This window comes from Desulfovibrio faecalis (genome assembly GCF_053570625.1).
Window position 1 is genome coordinate 111,929 of sequence record NZ_JBRBQR010000001.1, and the last position, 16,830, is coordinate 128,758.

14 protein-coding genes are annotated in these 16,830 nt (G+C 58.2%); 10 read left to right on the forward strand and 4 right to left on the reverse strand.

From position 1 onward, the window contains the following. Nucleotides 1–23: 23 nt before the first annotated feature. On the reverse strand, nucleotides 24–1,301 hold the full coding sequence (locus ACUZ79_RS00465) for an IMP cyclohydrolase (RefSeq protein WP_240825292.1): 1,278 nt from the start codon (nucleotides 1,299–1,301) through the stop codon (nucleotides 24–26). 457 nt (nucleotides 1,302–1,758) lie between these two features. Here ACUZ79_RS00465 and ACUZ79_RS00470 point away from each other — a divergent pair, with 457 nt between their 5' ends. The 4 genes from ACUZ79_RS00470 (at nucleotide 1,759) to ACUZ79_RS00485 (ending at nucleotide 7,497) form a co-directional block, all read left to right on the forward strand. Next, nucleotides 1,759–2,124, forward strand: a complete 366-nt coding sequence (locus tag ACUZ79_RS00470; protein WP_240825293.1) for a hypothetical protein — start codon at nucleotides 1,759–1,761, stop codon at nucleotides 2,122–2,124. 202 nt (nucleotides 2,125–2,326) lie between these two features. After that, nucleotides 2,327–3,604 (forward strand): adenylosuccinate synthase, encoded by a 1,278-nt coding sequence (locus tag ACUZ79_RS00475; RefSeq protein ID WP_240825376.1) that lies wholly within the window; start codon nucleotides 2,327–2,329, stop codon nucleotides 3,602–3,604. Between the two features lie 23 nt (nucleotides 3,605–3,627). Beyond that, on the forward strand, nucleotides 3,628–4,533 hold the full coding sequence (locus ACUZ79_RS00480) for a DNA polymerase III subunit delta' (protein ID WP_449250361.1): 906 nt from the start codon (nucleotides 3,628–3,630) through the stop codon (nucleotides 4,531–4,533). A 135-nt stretch (nucleotides 4,534–4,668) separates the two neighbouring features. Beyond that, nucleotides 4,669–7,497: a transporter substrate-binding domain-containing diguanylate cyclase gene (locus tag ACUZ79_RS00485; protein WP_449250362.1), complete on the forward strand. Its 2,829-nt coding sequence runs from the start codon at nucleotides 4,669–4,671 to the stop codon at nucleotides 7,495–7,497. Between the two features lie 252 nt (nucleotides 7,498–7,749). Here the strand turns inward: ACUZ79_RS00485 and ACUZ79_RS00490 are convergent, their stop codons facing one another. After that, nucleotides 7,750–8,226, reverse strand: coding sequence for a hypothetical protein (locus tag ACUZ79_RS00490; protein WP_192112618.1), 477 nt, complete (start codon nucleotides 8,224–8,226; stop codon nucleotides 7,750–7,752). A 259-nt stretch (nucleotides 8,227–8,485) separates the two neighbouring features. Between ACUZ79_RS00490 and ACUZ79_RS00495 the strand changes: the two genes are divergently transcribed. From ACUZ79_RS00495 to ACUZ79_RS00520, 6 genes are all read left to right on the forward strand, one after another. Next, nucleotides 8,486–8,929 carry a DMT family transporter gene (locus ACUZ79_RS00495; RefSeq protein WP_192112617.1) on the forward strand — a complete coding sequence of 148 codons (444 nt, stop codon included), beginning with the start codon at nucleotides 8,486–8,488 and terminating at the stop codon, nucleotides 8,927–8,929. 105 nt (nucleotides 8,930–9,034) lie between these two features. Next, a complete protein-coding gene (gene asnS / locus ACUZ79_RS00500; protein ID WP_449250363.1) occupies nucleotides 9,035–10,399 on the forward strand; it encodes an asparagine--tRNA ligase in 1,365 nt (454 codons plus the stop codon). Between the two features lie 224 nt (nucleotides 10,400–10,623). Beyond that, nucleotides 10,624–11,670 carry an aspartate-semialdehyde dehydrogenase gene (locus ACUZ79_RS00505; protein ID WP_449250364.1) on the forward strand — a complete coding sequence of 349 codons (1,047 nt, stop codon included), beginning with the start codon at nucleotides 10,624–10,626 and terminating at the stop codon, nucleotides 11,668–11,670. 61 nt (nucleotides 11,671–11,731) lie between these two features. Next, nucleotides 11,732–12,682 carry an aminotransferase class IV gene (locus tag ACUZ79_RS00510; protein ID WP_192112614.1) on the forward strand — a complete coding sequence of 317 codons (951 nt, stop codon included), beginning with the start codon at nucleotides 11,732–11,734 and terminating at the stop codon, nucleotides 12,680–12,682. Next, a complete protein-coding gene (locus ACUZ79_RS00515) occupies nucleotides 12,682–13,920 on the forward strand; it encodes a glycosyltransferase (protein ID WP_449250365.1) in 1,239 nt (412 codons plus the stop codon). Before ACUZ79_RS00510 ends, ACUZ79_RS00515 begins: the two co-directional genes overlap by 1 nt. Before the next feature lie 93 nt (nucleotides 13,921–14,013). Beyond that, nucleotides 14,014–14,922 carry an adenine nucleotide alpha hydrolase family protein gene (locus ACUZ79_RS00520; RefSeq protein WP_240825303.1) on the forward strand — a complete coding sequence of 303 codons (909 nt, stop codon included), beginning with the start codon at nucleotides 14,014–14,016 and terminating at the stop codon, nucleotides 14,920–14,922. A gap of 65 nt (nucleotides 14,923–14,987) precedes the next feature. Here ACUZ79_RS00520 and fabF read toward each other — a convergent pair whose 3' ends face one another. Next, on the reverse strand, nucleotides 14,988–16,220 hold the full coding sequence (gene fabF / locus ACUZ79_RS00525; protein WP_240825305.1) for a beta-ketoacyl-ACP synthase II: 1,233 nt from the start codon (nucleotides 16,218–16,220) through the stop codon (nucleotides 14,988–14,990). A gap of 85 nt (nucleotides 16,221–16,305) precedes the next feature. Further along, complete coding sequence (locus ACUZ79_RS00530; RefSeq protein WP_240825307.1) at nucleotides 16,306–16,734, reverse strand: MarR family winged helix-turn-helix transcriptional regulator; 429 nt, start codon at nucleotides 16,732–16,734, stop codon at nucleotides 16,306–16,308. Nucleotides 16,735–16,830: the final 96 nt, after the last annotated feature.

Below are 16,830 nucleotides of genomic sequence, written 5' to 3' on the forward strand. Positions count from 1 at the left end.
TGGAGCACCGCCTGCTCGCTGCCCTAGTGTTTGAAGGAGCGCTGCCCAGTAAACACCATGGCAACCTGCGGCTTGGCTTCGTTGCAGGCCATTATCACTTCGGCATCGCGCATGGAGCCGCCAGGCTGGGCAATGGCCGCAACGCCCTGGGCCACAGCCACATCCACCCCGTCGCGGAAGGGGAAGAACCCGTCCGAAACAAGGGCAGACCCGGCCAACCCGCCGTGGGAGGCTTCGGTGCGGCTTTGAATATCCGCAAGCTTGGCGGCCATAGCAGCATCAGTGGCGGCTTTTTCCTTGAGTTCGTAAAGCGACAGGCCAAGTTCGCGGAAGGCAAGCGTATCCGCATACTTGGTATGCGCCTTGTGGATGGCGAGTTCCACGCAGCCCACGCGATCCTGTTCGCCCGTGCCGATGGCAAGGGTGGCCCCGTCGCGCACAAAAATGACGGAATTGGACGTAACCCCGGCTTCCACAGCCCAGGCAAAACGCAGGTCGTCCAGTTCCTGCTTGCTGGGAGCGCGGGCGGCCACAGAAACACCTTCCTTGGTGGTGGCGGTGGCGGGCAAAAAGTCCTTGGCTTCAAGAATGCGGTTCACAAAGGACTTCTGCACAATAATACCGCCGTCAGCGAGGCTCTTGATGTCAAGAAAGGCCGAGCTGGTCAGTTCTTCAAGCCGCCCAAGGCCGGGCAGTTCCATGATGCGCAGATTTTTGCGGCCCTTGAGGATATCCACCACGCCATCTTCAAAAGCGGGAGCAGCAACCACTTCAAAATAGTTGGCGGCGACAATTTCCGCAGCTTCACGGGTAAAGGGGCGGTTAACAACCACGGCCCCGCCAAAGGCGGCGATGCGGTCGCACCAGAAGGCCTTTTCAAGAGCCGCAGCAATGCCGTCATTGCTCCAGGCCGCGCCGCTGGGATTGTTGTGCTTCAGAATCACCGCCGCAGGGCGCTCGGTGAGGTACTGCAAAATATTGGCCCCGTTGTCCACGTCCGTGAGGTTGGTCTTGCCGGGGTGTTTGCCGGCCTGAATCATCTGGCTTTCGGTAAGCGCGGAAACAATGCCGTTGCCGGGGCCGCGCCAGTTCAGACCGCCGCACGTAATGGAGCCTTCCTTAAGCGCGTAGAGGGCTGCGGGCTGGTCGGGATTTTCGCCGTAGCGCAGGCCCTTTTCCTCGTTGTCCAGCGTCCAGGTGCGCTTTTGGTAGACGAGTTTTTCATCGCCCAGAATGATGGTCATGGTGTCAGGGAAAGCGTCCTTGTGGACGGTGCTGTACATGGACTTGAGATCCGACATGCTTGCCTCCAGATGTTCGCCGATCAAGTGAGGCCTTCGCATACCACAAAACACGCCGGACAACCAGCCCCGATTCGCTGCTGGCGGCGGTTGGGGCGGCCTGGAGGTTGCTTTGCGGCAAAGTTCGTACTGCAAGGGGGCAAAAATTCCATCAGACAAGGAAGGCGCACGGGTGCAAGGGGGGTGTACTCTTAGTGTACTCTTATGGTGCTCGACCTGCGGCAGCCGCAGCCTGACGCCGCCTGACAGCAAACCTGCCCGGATTACAATGACAGGGCCGGAGCACGTTTGTTGTCAGGCAAGGAAGGCGCACGGCTGTAAGGGGAGTGTACTCTTATGGTACTCGACCCGCCGCAGCCGCAGCCTGACGCCGCCTGACAGCAAACCTGCCCGGCCCTCGCCCGCGTTGACGAAATTTCATGCGCACTCTACAGTAGCACGTTACATGGGAGGTAATATGGAAAAGCTGCTTGTCAGGCTGGCCCAGCAACTGGACGCCATTGACGAAGCCTCGCTTATGTCGTTGTGGAGCAAGTATGCTACGACGGCCAGTCGGTTTGAACCCACCAAGAGGTGGGAGGAAGCTACGCTCGTATTTTCGCTGATTCAGGCCAAACGCTGGAAAAACCAGCTTTTCAACTACCACTGGGCCAGGCAGGCGCAGCCGCTTGGCAAGGAGCCTGAAGGCGCGGTCAATCCCATGCCGGAATTTGAGCTAGAAGGGCCGGAGGCCGCTCCGGCGGCCAGCAAGTGCAGAGTGCTTGAGTTTAAGCCCTCCAGATCGAGCGATAGGGAACAGACTGACCCCAAGCCCGAAAACTAACGCGCATGCAGGTTAGATGGCTCTGGATGGCCATTTGACTTGCAGTTGCATACGGGATACGTACCATCAAAGGCTTTGCGTCCCGCTTTAGCGGCAGTGGGGCCGTAGGGTAGACTCCCTTCGGTTGATCTGTCGCGTCCGGCGTATGAACGCGCCTTACATCACCCGCCGTTGCGCGGCGGCATTGCAGGCAGGTAACACCATGGCGAATACGGTCATCATCGGCGCTCAGTGGGGCGACGAGGGCAAGGGCAAAATTGTTGATATGCTGAGCGCCCAGAGCCGCGTTATCGTCCGCTTTCAGGGCGGCAACAACGCAGGGCACACCATCAAGGTGCAGGGCGAAGAAACCATTCTCCACCTGATCCCTTCCGGCATACTGCACGAAAACAAAATTTGCCTCATTGGCAACGGCGTTGTGCTCGACCCGCATGTGTTCCTGGAAGAAGTGGATCACCTTGCCGCCAGGGGCATTGACGTTTCGCCCGCGCGTCTTGGCATCAGCAAGAAGACCCATCTGATCATGCCGTATCACAAAAGCCTGGATCAGGCCCGTGAAGCCAAACGCGCCGGACACAAGATCGGCACCACTGGCCGGGGCATCGGTCCCTGCTACGAAGACAAGGCCGCCCGGGTGGGCCTGCGCGCAGGCGATCTGACCGACCCTGACCTTGTTCGCGCCAAGGTGGCCCACGCCCTGCAGGAAAAAAACGTTCTGCTGCGCGACCTCTACAAATTTGAACCTCTCGATGAAAATACCGTGAGTGAAGAGCTGCTGGCTCTTGCGCCCCGCCTTGTTCCCTACCTCACCGAGGTGGAAGGACGCATGCAGGAAGTGCAGGCCGAAGGCGGCGATATCCTTTTTGAAGGTGCTCAGGGCATCCACCTTGATATCGACCACGGCACATACCCCTTTGTGACCTCGTCCAATACGGTGGCGGGCAATGCCTCGGCTGGCTGCGGCATTGCGCCCTCGGCCCTGAACCGCATTGTGGGCATCGTCAAGGCCTACACCACGCGCGTGGGTTCCGGCCCCTTCCCCACTGAACTGCTGGACGACACTGGCAGCTACCTGCGCACGCAGGGTCATGAATTCGGCGCCACCACGGGCCGTCCCCGCCGTTGCGGCTGGCTTGATGCCGTGGTGCTGCGCGAAAGCGTTCGCCTGAACGGGCTTACGGATATTGCCCTGACCAAGCTTGACGTGTTGCAGAACCTGCCGGTGCTGAAAATCTGCGTTGCCTACGAATACAAGGGCAAACGCCTGAGCTACCTGCCGCAGGAAGAATGCTCCCTTGGCGACGTAACGCCCATCTACGAAGAAATGCCCGGCTTTGAAGAAGACATCACCCAGTGCGCCAGCTATGAAGAGCTGCCCGCCACTGTGCGCGCCTACATTGCCCGCATTGAAGAGCTGACGGGCGTCAAGGTTTCGCTGGTTTCGGTGGGCGCTGACCGCCGTCAGACCATCGTGCGCTAGGAGGCGGAGCGGCCTTACAGGTCATGAACACCCTGCTGCCCGCCATAACTGATGCCGCCTTTGACCGGCTGAAGAGCGTACTCGACAATCTGGGTGCGACTCCGCCGCAGGTATTGCTCCTTGAGGGCGGCAGCGAGGCCCAGCGCCTTGATACGGCTCGTTACTGGGCGGCACGCGTCAACTGCCCGCAGGCGGAAACCTCGGGCGCGCCCTGTCTGACTTGCCCCGTGTGCATGCAGATTGCCGCTGGCGAGCATCTGGATCTGGCAGCATATGACGGTCGCATAAGCAACCGTGAAGATGAAGAAAACCCTGGCCCTGTCCGTGCGTTCAACATGGAACGCGTGCGCGAACTCAAGGTTCGCCTGCGGGATGCTCCGCACGGACAGGGACGCAGGGTTGTTATACTTATGGGGCTCAGCCTCACCCGCGACGAAGCTTCCAACGCCCTGCTCAAGGCCCTGGAAGAACCCTCAAGCACCACTGTCTTCGTGCTGCTTGCGCCCCAGCGCGAACAGCTCTTGCCCACCCTGGTTTCCCGCTCATTCTGCCTCACGCTGCCGTGGCCTGACAGCCGCGCCGATGATGAAGACATGCGCCCCTGGGAAGACGCCCTTGCGCAATTTCTTGTTCAGGGGCAAGGTTTTTTTGACCGTGTTGCTGCCAAGGGAGCCATCGACCCAGCAGGGGCAACCCGTTTGCTGCTGTGCTGCCAAAAGGCCATGAGCAGGATACTGTCAGACAGGCAAGACCCGGCGCGCCCGCTGGATACGGCTCTGGCTGGCCTGCGCGGCAAGGCCCGCGCGGTAGCCTGCCAATGGTTTGCTGAAGCTCAGGATGCCCTGAACTACGGCGTTACTCCGGCCAGAATTCTTGAGGCGCTGGCGGCCCGGCTTTTTGCCTTGCGGCGTATGGCGGGTCAATCGTAACAGGCGTTCTGCGCCACTGGGTTAAGGCATATGGGCAACAGGCATTTTTTCCTTCTTACGCTCCTGTTCTGCTTTGCCTTATTGTGCCCGTTGCAGATCACTGTTCATCCAGCTTTAGCTGATCAGCAGCGCACCGTGCGTGTGGCGCTCCCCCCCATTTCGCAGTTCAACCGCGTAGAAGATGGGCAGGTTGTGGGGTACATTCCCGACTATCTGACCCAGCTCTCCCGCTATACGGGATGGAACATAGTTTACGTTGTTGAAAAAGACTGGGCCGCCTGCCTGGCCGCGCTGGACAATGGCGAGGTCGACATCTGCACGCCCGCCCGGTATTCGGCTGAACGCGCCCGGCAGTATCTCTACTGCGCATACGCTGGCGGCACTTCCTATACGGCCATTCTGGCCCCCACTGATTCACCGGTTATTTACGATGATCTGGAAAGCCTCGCGCAATTACGCGTGGGGAGCCTGGGCAATCCCATATGGCTTAAGGACTTTACCGACTTTATCAGGCAGCGCGGCGGCACAATGCCCACCATTGTGGAGTACCCCGGCAGGGAAGAACTGCGGGAAGCCATGCACTCCGGCCAGGTGGACGCCATTCTTGAAACTGTACTCTCGTTGAGGAATGACGAAAAAATTCTGGCAAAGTGCAAGCTCACGCCTTTTTTCTACATAGGTTCGCACAAAAACCCAAAACTTATACAGGAACTTGAGCAGGCGATGGTGCAGCTCAAGATGGAGCAGCCCGATCTGGAGTATCGCCTGGGCCGCACGTACCTTCCGCGCATGTTTCAGACGCCGCTTTCACGGGCGGAGCTGACCTACATTGCCCAGCAGCCGCCCCTGCGCGTGGGCTATGATCCTGACCGCAAACCCTATTCGTGGCAGGATCCTATGACCGGAAACGCACGTGGCATCCTCCCCGATATCCTGCGGGATGCAGCGGCGCGCAGCGGTTTGCAGGTTACTTTTGAGCCTTATGCTGTACGCCCCGCAAATTTTACCGATGCCTATACCCAGAACAAGCTGGATATGGCCTTTGGTTCGTTTACCTCTTCAGCCCTTCAATCGCACAAGGATTTTCGCCTGACCGCGCCGCTGACGCGCAGCAGCCTGTATCTATACGCCAAGCCAGATGTCAAACTGGAGCAACAGTCATTATTCACACTGGCTGTACCCGCGAATGTCTATAATGCGACAGAGTATGCCTCCCGCATGTTTCCCAATGCGGTAATCAAGCTTTTTTCTGATGAGGAAGCGTGCCTGACAGCCACGGGCCGCCGCGAAGCCCACGCTGTTCTGGGCAACTCCATGGTGCTCAACAACCTTACGAGTTCTCCGCGTTTCAGCGAATTCAATCCTGTCACCAGCTACAGCGATATTGAAGAAGCGCGCCTGACCATCCGGCCGGGGTTGCCCGATATGTTGCTGGGCATTTTGAACAACCTCTTGCTGACCATTGACGAAAAGAGCCGAACCCAGATTATTTCCAGCAATATCGCAGCGGCAGCGACTCCGCCGACACTGGCGGATATTGTGTATGAAAACCGCTCGCTGCTGATGGTTGTAGCCGAGCTGATGCTCTTTGTTTCGGCTCTTGTTGCCTACGCCCTGCACCTTCGCCGCAAAAGCCTGTCCAACCAGATCGCCAGCGAGCAGCGCCTTGCCCACATCGCCGACAACATCAACGGCGGCGTCATCAGCATATCTACACAGCTTCCATTACAGATTCTTGATGCCAACAACGGATTCTGGCAGTTGCTCGGCTACGAGGCCGACAAACCGCAGACTACCGCGTTTATTGATTTGTTGCACGCTGACGACACAAAAAAACTGATGGACATGCTTGCAGACAAAAAAAGCGGCCCTGTGACAAACACCATGGAACTGAGGCTTCGCCACAAGGATGGTCAATGGCTGCCCCTGCTGTTGCGCGGCACATTTTCCGGCGATGAGAAGTCTCACCGCTCCATTGATTGCGTAGTGGTGGACATCACCGAGCAAAAACGCATGCAGGAAGAACTTGAGCAGGAAAAGGAGCGCTACCGGATTCTGCTTGAGCAGTCGCAGGACATTTTTTTCGATGTGGATACAGAAAAACGCCAGTTCCGCTGTTCGCCCAACTTTTTGCTGAAATTCGGCAGGGAGGCCACGCCCCTCTTTAACGAAACCGGCCGCCCAACCAACAGGCATATCATCCATCCTGAAGACCTGCCCGCCCTCAACGAACTGCGGCGGCGCATCCGCAGCGGCAACCCCACCGCTTTTGCAGTCATGCGCATCCCTACTGCCGAGGGGCGCTACATCTGGTGCCGCGTGCAGGCCACACGCATCAGCAAACAAGACGCCCCCTTGCGCCTTGTGGGTAAAATTGTTGATATTGATGAAGAAGTGAGGCGCCGCGCCGAGCTTGAGCGCCGCACCCAGCGAGACAGTTTGACTGACCTGCTGAACAAGACCGCCTTCCGCGACAAAATCTGCGCAGCCATGCCTGCAAAACCGCAGCAAGACAGAACTGATGCGCTCCTGTTCCTTGACCTGGATAATTTCAAGCTGATCAACGACACCTTTGGGCATGTCAGGGGCGATGCCGCCCTGCTTGAAGCCAGCGATGCCCTCAAACGCATCTTTCGCAACGCTGATGCTGTGGGCCGTTTTGGGGGCGATGAATTCTGCGTTTTTGTCAGGGACATCACACGCGCGGCACTTAAGGAGCGGGCCGAGGCCCTGCTTTTAGAACTGCACAAATTTATTGAGCATGATGGACAGAGTGTAGAGATCACCACCAGCATAGGCATCTATCTCTTTGACGGCACCGAAGCGTCATACGACGTAGCCTTGCACCGCGCGGACAATGCGCAGTATCTGGCAAAACAGGCTGGCAAGAACTGCTACCGCTTTTATGATGAAACCGCAGAAGCCTGGACTGACGAAACGGACACGTCCAAGCAAAGCAGCTAAGGCTGACGATATAATTTCTGCAATGGACTTTTGGGCTGCATCTTTTTTTCACCATAAAATAAAAAGGCTTCCCGCCACGTGGGAAGCCTTTTTATTTGCGCCACAAATTTCGGCGCGCGCGGGGTTGGAAGGAAGCTTGTTCGATTCAGCCTACACTCCCGGCTCTGGTTCGAGCCGTCAGGTCAGCCGATAAAATTCACCATTCTCAACGCTCGTCAGCATGTTGCTGCAAGCTCCAAGCATGGACTTTTGTTACTTCCACAGACTGCTGTACTTGGCGGCTATGCCGTCAGTACGTTCCACCAGTTTGTCCACCAGACCGTCCACATCTTCCACGCTCGCCGTGCCAAGATCCCGGGCCAGCAGATAGCCAAGGTAACCACGGCCCTGCTTGAACACCCAGCATACCGAATACACGGACCCCACAGCGGGGCGACCGGCAAATTCAGGCTGAGTGCTCACCATGACGTAGAGCTTGGGAATGTCTTTTTCTTCATCATCATTGAGGGTGAACAGGCTGCTCTGGTTGAAGCGCTCCTTGAGCTTGGTGCCGAGGCGCGCGCCAATGCTGTCTGTGCCTTCCAGCGACACGCTGACCGTGGTCACGCGGTCAACGGTTTTTTCTGGCTTGTCCTGTACGGGTTTGCCAGCCTGTGGGGTAGCCGCAAAGGCCGCGCCCGTGAGCGCCAGAATGCATATCAGGGTAAAAACGCCAAAAAATTTTTTCATGCCTATCCCTCAATTTCAGAATATACCCGCTGTCAGCGAATGCCGGGGCAAGGCCACCGGAAGGCCCGCAGGAAACTGATTTGTTCTTGACCTTGATCCATTCTATATAATCTTTAGAAAAAGGTGAAGCAGGTATTTTTTCATGCGCAAACTGGCAAAGATGTATATAGTCCGCGCCCTGCCCCGGTTTGCCTTGCCTGCCGCCATATTGCCGCACTCAAGCCCATCGGGGTAATGACACCGATCAAAGGATTTTTTTATGAAGCACATTCTTTTACTGCTGGCATTTGGCGCCGGTTGCTGCCTCCCGGTGCAGGCGGGAATAAACACCTTGTTGCGGCGCTTTCTGGGCGAACCCATGCAAGCCGCACTTGTTTCATTTGCCGTGGGTACGCTGGCGCTGTGGGTATACAGCCTGGCGGCACGCCACACATGGCCTTCCATTTCTCAGCTTTCCGCTGTTCCGTGGTGGATGTGGACAGGAGGCGTGCTTGGCGCAATTTTTGTAAGTTGCACAATCTTTCTTGCGCCCCGGCTGGGCGCTGCCACCATGACCGCCGTCATGTTGTCGGGCCAGCTGGTGGCCTCTGTGCTGCTTGACCATTATGCCCTTGTGGGCTTTCCAGAACACCCCGTTTCACCACTACGCCTAGCGGGCATTGCCCTGCTTTTTGCGGGCGCATGGCTCGTGCGGGTATTTTAACGCAAGCAGAACCCAGCACGGGGCTTTCACTGCGCGCGCCATCTTGAGCTGTGCCGCACTAAGGGCTACAGTATCTGCAAATTGCCGCATCACAAGGAACATGCCATGCAACGAACCCTTATCATAGACGCCCTGGCAGCGACCGCGTCTCAAGCCTCCATCACCATTTGCGGCTGGATCCGCACCCGCCGCGACGCCAAGGAATTTTCCTTTGTGGAGGTCAACGACGGCTCCTGCCTCGGCAACATGCAGTGCATTGTTGACGCGGGCACCACCGCCCACGAGCAACTTGATCAGGCCGCCACGGGTGCCGCCATCAGCGTTACGGGCGAACTTGTGGCCTCGCCCGGCAAGGGGCAGCTGTGGGAAATCAGGGCGCAGAGCGTTACTGTTTTCGGCCTGGCGGATCCCGAAACTTTCCCTTTGCAGAAAAAACGCCATTCTGACGAATTTTTGCGCACAATTGCGCACCTGCGCTCCCGCACCAACAAGTACGGCGCTGCCTTTCGCATCCGTTCCGAAGCGGGTCAGGCTGTGCATCAGTTTTTCCAGAGCCGCCGTTTTTCATGGGTGCATACGCCGGTGCTCACCGGAGCGGATTGCGAGGGTGCGGGCGAAATGTTCCGCGTCACCAGTCTTGAACCCGGCGACAAGGATGTAGCCGCCGACTTTTTTGGCCGCCAGTGCAATCTGACTGTTTCCGGCCAGCTTGAGGCCGAGGCCCTCGCCATGGGCCTTGGGCGCGTGTACACTTTCGGCCCCACCTTCCGCGCCGAAAATTCCAACACGCCGCGCCACGCCGCCGAGTTCTGGATGATCGAGCCGGAAATGGCCTTTGCCGACCTGCAAGACCTCATGGAACTGGGCGAAAGCCTTACCCGGCACGTGATCGAGCACGCCCTCGCCCACTGCGAATCCGACCTCAAGCTCTTTGACAGCTTTGTGGACAAGGGCCTTATTGAACGCCTCAAGGGCATGGTGGCTGCGCCCTTTGCCCGCGTTTCGTACACGGAAGCCGTGGAAATTTTGCAAAAATGCGGCAAGGAATTTGCCTTCCCTGTTTCATTTGGCACGGACCTTCAAACCGAGCACGAACGCTACCTGGCTGAAGAGCATTTTAAAAAGCCTGTGGCTGTGTATGATTACCCCAAGGAAATCAAAGCCTTCTATATGCGCCAAAACGAAGACGGCAAGACCGTTGCCGCCATGGACATGCTGGTGCCGCGTATCGGCGAACTCATCGGCGGTTCGCAGCGCGAGGAGCGCCTTGACCGCCTGACCGCCCGCATCAAGGAACTCGGCCAGAATCCGGAAGATTACTGGTGGTACATGGATCTGCGCCGTTTCGGCACAGCGCCCCATGCCGGGTTTGGCCTTGGCTTTGAGCGTTTGCTTATGATGCTGACCGGCATCACCAACATCCGCGACGTCATTGCCTTCCCGCGTACACCGGGCAATCTGGAATTTTAGAGCGATTTCGGCTGCATCCCTTTCAGCCAGCCTGTTGCGATAGCAGCGGGCTGGCTTTTTTAACCCTCCAGTACCGCCAACCGCAAAAAGCGCAAAAAAGCCCGAGACAGCGCCGTAGCGGGGCCGTCATGCCCTTCACATTTGCCTTTTTGCCGCGTATAGTACGCGCTCACCTTTTTGGAGGCATCGAGCCACCGCCCATCGCCCAAGGAGAGCGAAATACCATGAGCAAGAAGCTGACTGTAGCCGTTGTAGGCGCCACAGGCGCCGTAGGCCGTGAAATGCTCAAGACCCTGCACGAAAGGGACTTTCCCGCCACTGAAATACGCGCCTTTGCGTCCGCCCGTTCTGCGGGCACCAAGGTGCCGTATGGCGACAAAGAGCTGACCGTGCAAGAGCTTAAAGAAGATGTCTTTGAGGGCATTGATTTGGCCATTTTTTCCGCCGGCGGCAGCACTTCGCAAAAATTTGCCCCGCATGCGGCCAAGGCTGGCTGCGTGGTGGTGGACAATTCCGCTGCATGGCGCATGGACTACCGCTGCCCCCTGGTGGTGCCGGAAGTCAACGCCCACGCCCTTGAGGGGCACAACGGCATCATTGCCAACCCCAACTGCTCCACCATCCAGATGCTGGTGGTGCTCAAACCCCTGCACGACGCCGTCAAAATCAAGCGCGTTGTGGTTTCCACCTATCAGGCGGTTTCCGGTACCGGGCAGAAGGGTATTGAAGAACTGGAACGCCAGGTGCGCGACCTTTTCAACGGACGCGACCCGGAATGCAATACCTATCCCTACCGCATTGCCTTCAACGCACTGCCGCATATCGATGTCTTCCTTGATAACGACTACACCAAGGAAGAAATGAAGATGGTTCATGAAACCGTCAAAATATTTGAAGATCCTTCGGTCAAGGTTACGGCCACCTGTGTACGCGTGCCGGTGTTCTACTGCCACGCCGAATCGGTGAACATTGAAACCGAAAAGAAACTCACAGCCAAGGATGCCCGCGTCATGCTTTCGCAGGCTCCCGGCGTGCGCGTGGTCGATAATCCCCGCGAACTCATGTACCCCATGCCCTCCTACTGCGTGGGCGAGGATGAAACCTACGTGGGCCGCATCCGCGAGGACGAAACCATTGAAAATGGCCTGAACCTCTGGATTGTGGCCGATAACGTGCGCAAGGGCGCAGCCCTCAACGCCGTGCAGATTGGTGAAGAACTGATCAAGCGCGACCTGCTGCGCGTGACCGACAAAAACGTGTTCCTGAAGTAATTGCCTGCGGGCGCGCGGGTTTCGCAGACCCGCGCGCCCATGCGCTTTGGAGGCCTTTGCGGTGCAAGCTGTAGACGCTGAAACATATCTCAAGGCCCTGCTTTCCGCGCCCCGGCCAGGGTCGGAGCAGGTTCTCGCTTTTTATGACCACCGGGTGGGGCATATCTGCACTGACCCACGTCTTCTGCTGCTGCCCCTTGATGACCATATCTGCCATCGCGGCGACGGCCTTTTTGAAAGCATCAGTTTTCGCCAGCGCACAATTTTCGGGCTGGACGCGCATCTGGCCCGTCTGGTGGACGGCGCTGCGGCCCTTTCCATCACGCCGCCCTGCACATGGGAAGCCCTGCGCCAACACATACTTGATGTGGCCCTTGCCGCAGGCGTGGACAATGGCGACTTGCGCGTTTTTCTGAGCCGAGGCCCCGGCGGATTCGGCATTTCACCCGCCGAATGCCCTCAGGCTGGCCTGTACATTGTGGCCCTCAAAAAGGCCCTGCCCACGGCGGCCTTCTATGAAAAAGGCCTCACAGCCTTTGCCAGCGCCATCCCGCCCAAGCAGGAATATCTGGCCCGCATCAAGAATACCAACTATCTGCCCAATGTGTTCATGGCCATGGAAGCCCGCCAGAAGGGCATGGACGTGGCCGTAACCTTTGACGAGAACGGCATCATGGGCGAGGCGGCCGTGGCCAACGTGGGCCTTGTGGACGCGCAGGGCCGCCTACTCTGCCCTGAAATCAGACGTATTCTGCCGGGCACCACCCTGCTGGCCGCCATGGAAGTCGCCGCAGAACGCATGCCTGTCGTGCAGATGCCCATTCCCCGCGCAGCCATAGACAGCGCCAGTGAAATGCTGTTGTTCACCAGCTCCACCCTTTGCGTGGGCATCACCCATTTTGACGGCAAGCCCGTGGGGCACGGCGCGCATGCTGGCAAGCCCGGCCCTGTGGCCCTGTGGCTCAAGGATGTTCTTTTGGACTATATGCTGAAAAAAGGCGCACCCCTCTGATGCGTGTTCTGCTTATTGCCCTGCAACAGACCACTGACGGACCCGCCTCACCTGAAGAGCAGCGCCACTGGACAGAACAGGGCGCACCCATGCGCCTTGCCCGGCTGGAAGAAGACCACGCGCTGGCCTTGGCCTGCGCCATGCGTGACGGCGGCAGGCTGGCCCCCATGCTGCTGTGTCAGAAAAATTCACGACTGCACCGCCGCGCCGCCGCGCTGAACCTGCCCATACTCACGGCAGGCGGGCCAATGGATTTCATGCGCCTGTGGCTCTGGCAGCGTAAGCACAAGCACCTGCTGGTGCAGACCTTTGGCGAAAGCGGCATGCCCCTTGGCCGCCGGGTGCTGACCATGCGTCCCCCGTCCTCCACCCTTTTGAGCCATGCATTTCTGCTGCGCGCGCCGCGCCCGGAAGTCTGCTTTGGCAAGGGAATGCTGGCAGCCCACAAAATACTCTGCGGCTCCACCTATGTACGCGACCGCATCGCCAAAGCCAGCGGCATCACCGAGGGCGAAACGCCCTGGCGCGGCCCCAAAAACCGCGCGCTGCCCCTGACGGACGATACGCTCACGCTGGCAGCGCCGGGCATGAACATTGAAGGCTTTGAACCTGCGCCCGAATGGCCCGAAGAGCCAGCAGAGGGCCAGCATTTTGTTTTTTGCATGGGCGAAGCCCTCACGCCCCGCTCGGGCGCGCATATTGTCATCCGGGCCATGGCCGCCATCTGGCAGCGCCGTGATTTGCCCGCATGGGAAGTACGCGCCGCCGGGGGGGGCCCCCGCTTTCAGGAAGTACTGGACGAGGCGGAATCACTGGGCGTTCAGTCGCGCTTGTGCCTGCTCAACGAGCAGAGCCTGCCGCACCTGCTGCGCACCTGCCATGCCTGGATAGCGCCCGGCTCCGCGCCGGACGAACTGCCGGAAACACTCGGGGCTGGGCTGGCGTCCCAAACGCCCGTCATCTGCGGACAGAGCGCCCTGCACGAGCAGCGGCTTGCCGCCGCCCCCGATGCCGCCTGCATGTTTGAAGAAAACAATCCGCAGTCGCTGGCCGAATGCATGATAAACGTCATGACAGATGCAGCCCAGCGCCGCCGTATTGTGGAAGCGGGCAACGCATTGCGCCCCGGCCTGAGCCATGAATCCTTTGCCCTTGCAACCTGCACCCGGCACGAAAGCTGGTGCAGCCAGCTTGGCTGGCTCGAAAAAAGCGGGCAGCCGCAAGCCCCGCAACAGTAATAAACAACCAGCGATCATCAGCGCGCTCCGCGCCAGTGGCAGCAGCATGCCGCCTGAACGTGGGACAATACCGCAAACACATACAGGAACCGTATGAAATGTAAAATCTGCAAAGCCGAGGCCGTGGTGGCCCTGCGCAGCCACAACGCCGCCTTTTGCCCTGACTGTTACAAGGATTTTTTTGCCCGCCAGGTAGAACGCGGCATTGAAGGCCAAAAGCTGTTCACCCGTGATGAAAGGGTGCTGGTGGCCCTTTCTGGCGGCAAGGATTCCCTGGCGCTCATGCTCGAACTCTCCCGCCAGGGCTATAACGTGACCGGTCTGCACATTGATCTGGACATTCCGGTTTCTTCCGCTGCTGCGCGCGGCGTGGTTGAACGCTTCTGCACCAAGCACGGCCTCAAGCTGATGGTCAAGGAAATGGCCGCAGAAGGCCTGTCCATCCCGCTGGTCAAGGAAAGGCTGCACCGCCCCATCTGCTCGGCCTGCGGCAAGATCAAACGCCATTTCTTCAACAAGGTCGCCCTGGACGAAGGCTTTGACGCCCTCGCCACCGGGCACAACCTGGACGACGAAGTGGCCCGTCTTTTCAGCAACACCCTGCGCTGGGATACCTCCTATCTTTCAGATCAGGGGCCACGGCTGGAGAGCGAACACGGCTTTTCGCGCAAGGTTAAGCCCCTGTGGCGGCTTTCGGAATTTGAAACGGCCAACTACGCCTTTCTTATGGGCATAGAAAACCACTACGCCCCCTGCCCGTACAGCCCCGGCGCGAGCTTCACCACGCTCAAGGGGCTGATGCAGAACCTCGAGGCCGCCATGCCGGGCCGCAAGCTGGATTTCTATCAGGGTTTTCTTTCGCGCGGGCGGCCCGTCTTTGCCCGCCGAGAGGCGGAGGAAGGCCTGGAGCTGGCCCCGTGCACGGAATGCGGCTACCCCACATCTTCCGGCGACCGTTGCGGCGTGTGCCGCATCCGCTCCGCACTGCTTGACGAGGGCTAGAGGGGACATCACTTTGCACGAAACGGCCCGGCAACTGCCGGGCCGTTTCGTGCGTTTCCAACCGTCTATCTTTCATATTTCCTAAAGACGAGCGAAGCGTTATGCCCGCCAAAACCAAAAGAGTTGGAGAGCGCGTAACGGGTGGACGTCTGCTCGGCCTTGTTGCAGACGTGCGGAATATCACACTCCGCATCCGGTACATCCAGATTTGTTGTCGGCGGCAGCAGCCCATGCCGCAGAGCCTCAAGAGTAATGATGGCTTCTATGCCGCCAGCCGCCCCAAACAGATGCCCCGTCATGGACTTGGTGGCACTGACCTTGAGCGTTTCCAGGCTGTCGCCAAAAACGCTCCTGATTGCTGCGGCTTCAGATCGGTCGCCTTCCTTTGTCCCTGTGGCGTGAGCATTGATGTAGCCAATTTCGGCCACAGGAACGCCGGACTGTTTGATGGCGATTTCCATGGCCCGCGCTCCGCCCTGAAAGTCTGGCGACGTGATATGCCCTGCATCGCACGTTGCACCGTATCCAACTACTTCGCCAAGGATTGTCGCCTCACGGCGGCGCGCATGTTCCTCTTCTTCCAGCAGCAGCACAGCCGCGCCCTCTGCCATGACAAAGCCGTCACGCCCGCTGTCAAAAGGGCGGCTGGCCTGTTCCGGCTCATCGTTACGGGTTGAAAGAGCCTTCATGCTGGAAAAACCCGCCAGCAAAAACGGCTGAATGCCCGCATCACTCCCACCTGCCAGCATGACATCCGCCTGACCGTACGCAATGCTTAAAAAAGCCTCGCCGATGGCATTGTTGGCCGTGGCGCAAGCGGACACAGGCGCATAGTTCGCCCCTTTGAAGCCCGTCCTGATGGCGATCACGCCCGAAGCCATGTTGACGATCATCATGGGAATCATGAAAGGCGAAACCCGCCGTGCGCCCTTGTTCAGAAAGGCTTCATGATTTTTCATGATCGTTTCTATGCCGCCAATACCAGACCCCACATAAACCCCGGCACGTTCCGGATCCCAATCAGCACCTTCAAGCCCGGACATCTCCACTGCCTGCACGGCCGCAGCAACGGCAAACTGGATATATTTGTCGTATTTTTTTGCGTCTTTTGCGCAAAAATATGTTTCTGCCGAAAACCCGTCCACCTTTCCGGCGATTCTCACCGGGGATTCATCAAACGCAGAGTCGTCCATATACCTGATGCCGGATTTTCCGGAACTGATGTTCTTCCACATGGTTTCAGGGTCGTTTCCTGAAGAAGATATGACCCCAAAGCCTGTTACAACTACTTTACGCATGGCGTCTCCTGGCCTGTTAATTTATATGTATATACATGAATATAGATGCACAAAGCCCAAATACTCGCACGAATTGCAGCATGCGCTAGGCGCTGTCTTTCTCTGCAATACGGGAAACCTTGAGCAACAGTCGCAGCAACTCCTGGACATCATCGTCCCCCAATTCTGAAATCATAAGCTGCTGCGCCTCTTCCCAATGAGGATGGGCTTCTTTGAGGCGGTCTGTACCAAGGGTCGTCAACTGCATGATCTTTTTGCGTGAATCCGCCGGGCCTGGGGCACTCGCAACAAGCCCCATTTTTTCCAGCTTTTCCACATTTCTGGTCACAGTTGTCTGGTCAATGCCCAAAACCCGACCAATCTCCGTTATCGAAGGCTCCTCCAGACCAGCAATAGCCCGCAGCAAACCATACTGAGTCATACGCATTCCCTTGCGCGCCAGATAATTGCCGTAAAGCTGATTGAGTTGCCGATCCGCCTTTCGGATTTGGAGAAAGAGACAAGGCAGTTGCATGGGTACTCCGCACTTTCATGTATATACATATATTATTCGATGCATGGCGCATGTCAATACTGGGCGCGACGCTTGACTTCGCTATAATTTGAAAAT